Annotated in this window: 1 protein-coding gene; it reads left to right on the top strand. The window is 41.1% G+C overall.

What is annotated here, in order from left to right; genetic code table 11:
• A partial coding sequence (locus B045_RS0111600; RefSeq protein WP_018464427.1) for an outer membrane beta-barrel family protein occupies positions 1-2414 on the top strand: 2414 nt, incomplete at its 5' end.
• Positions 2415-2694 lie beyond the last annotated feature (280 nt).

The following is a 2694-nucleotide window of genomic DNA, read 5'->3' as shown; positions in this document are numbered from 1 at the left end:
TTATCTATAACGAACTTGAAGACTTTACCGTTACTACGAGCATTGACAAGAAAACTGTTCCCGATGCCATAAGAGACGTGATAGGCTTTTATCCCATAAGGATGACTGTCGATGGAGATAACATCTTTGTAGAGTGTGTACAGAAAGAAAACACGAAACTGATTGGAGAGGTTATCGACAAGAGAGGGCAGCCCATAGTTTACGCCAATATATCATTGCTGTCTGCCAAAGACTCAACATTCATCAATGGTGGAGTAAGCAATCTGGCAGGCAAGTTTGTCATCCCATGTGGTGCAAAGCATGCCTTGGTCAAAGTATCCTGCATAGGCTATAAGACCATTTTAAGAGCATTTGATGCTGGGGATATTGGCAAGATAATCATGGCAGAAGATATGCAAGTAATCAAAGGGGTGATTGTTAATGGCTCTAGGCCGTCAACCAGACTTATCTCAGAAGGATATACCACTCAGGTTAGTGGCACGCTCCTGGCCAATGTAGGCGACGCTCAAGATGTGCTCAAAGAGATACCACGCATCCACGAGAATAATGACGAGTATACTGTTTTTGGCAAGGGCACTCCCCTCATATATATCAATGGCAAGAAGATTACTGACAATTCTGATCTAAAGCGCATCACCTCGCAAGAAGTGAAGAGTGTGGATGTCATAACTAGCCCCGGTGCTCAATACGATGCAGAGGCACGTTCTGTGATAAAAATAAAAACAATTCGCCAACAGGGGAATGGTCTTAGTGGTAATCTGCTCGCTTCGGCCAATTTCTCCAGAAAGAACTCGTTTAATCAACTTATATCCCTCAACTGGAGACATAACGGACTTGATCTTTTCGGAACATTCAATGCCATTAGCAGAGGATGGTGGAATGACCAAGTAGTGATTAGTCAAAAATACATCGCCAAAGATAGAGTGGATATGACCCAAGCCACCAGTATGCGTAGCCGCAGAAACATCCTTACAGGCAAATGGGGTTTCAATTATCAGTTGAATGATAACAACTCACTGGGTGTAACATACTCTGTAAGCAAGATGCTGCCATCCTCTAAAGGGTTTGGCCACCAAAACTATACGGTATACACCAATGGCACATATACTGGCGCTGTGAAATATTACGATAACGAGAGCGCATCGTCTGATGGGCCTAACCATGAACTCAATGCATACTATTCGGGTATCATAGGCCGCCTGCATCTTGACTTTAATGGTACCTTATATTGGAAAAAGAACATCACCATTCAGGATGCCACAGAGCAGAGCGCAGAGTTTGACAACAGAGCCATTAATGCAGACGCCACAAGCCATAACAAGATGGCAGCCGCAAAGATAGTAGCTACTTATCCAATAGGCCGTAAAATAAGCCTAAATGCAGGCACCGAGTATACCAACACCATCAGTAGGTCTGTTTACGTTAATCAGCAGAACTTCATTACCTCGTCAGACGATAATATAAAAGAGCGTAATATAGCAGCCTTTGCCGGTATGGACATCCAGTGTGGCAATTATAAATTTAATGGAGGTCTGAGATACGAGCACGTAAAGTCAGATTATTACTCATACGATGTCTTTCAAAACGATGCAAGTCGTAAATACAATAACCTCTTTCCGAGTATTAGTGCTACATATTCAGACAACGGACTGAACACCAGCCTTAATTTCACAGAGAAGACCCAGCGTCCTAATTATAATCAACTCTCAGGATTCATCCGTTATGATGACAGATACACTTACGAAGGCGGCAATCCATTACTACGTCCAATGAAAATCTATAATATAGAATGGAATCTGCAGTATAGTTGGCTAACTCTCTCGGCCGACTATACTTATGATAAAGATCAGGTGATGTATACATCCTCCATTTACAACAATTCAGATATTATTCTTGCCAGTTATTGTAATATAGACCATCGTCAGAATTTGGCTTTCTCAGCCACAGCATCGCCCGTCTTAGGCTTTTGGCATCCTGTATTCGAAATGGATTTCCTCAAGCAGCTTCTTGATGCAAAGCAGTATGGCTTAGGCGTAACCCTACAGAAACCTCAATGGGATTTTTCTGTAAACAACCGCTTTGCATTCAAGCACAACTGGACAGTAGAGTGCAACTATGAATACAGCACCTCTTACAACGATCGTTTCGACCATTTTGGCAAATACTCTGAATTGGATTTAGGTATAACCAAATTGTTCTTTAAAACTCAGCTCATGACTCGTCTGGAAGTCACAGACGTATTAAATACCAACAAAGAAGACAACTTCAATTACTACAGTACATGTTATAACTTCCAGAAGTATGTAACTCCCAATTACCGTGGGATACGTCTAACCATATCATATCGCTTCAATAATGCAGGTAGTAAATATAAGGGTACAGGAGCAGGTAATGAAGAGAAAAAGAGATTATAGACGTGAAAAATTAGTAATTGACGATAGCACTGTATCGGTACCAATCATCTGCATCTGCACTTTTATTGGGATAAGACCAGTGATACAGAAATTAGCTTAGAGTCATTGAACCATTTTGAAAATGTGAATATTACATGACAGACAATAAAATAAAAAGATATATATTATTTCTGATTGCATCTCTGGTTGCCATCTCTGTCAGTGCACAGAGAATCACACATGATTTTAGAGACGTCTCCATGTCAAAGGCTCTGAAGATTATAGAGGCGAATACCAGTAA

Origin of the sequence: Segatella paludivivens DSM 17968 = JCM 13650 (assembly GCF_000373185.1) — a bacterium.
Classification (GTDB): domain Bacteria; phylum Bacteroidota; class Bacteroidia; order Bacteroidales; family Bacteroidaceae; genus Prevotella; species Prevotella paludivivens.
This window is presented reverse-complemented; position numbering and strand designations above follow the sequence as displayed.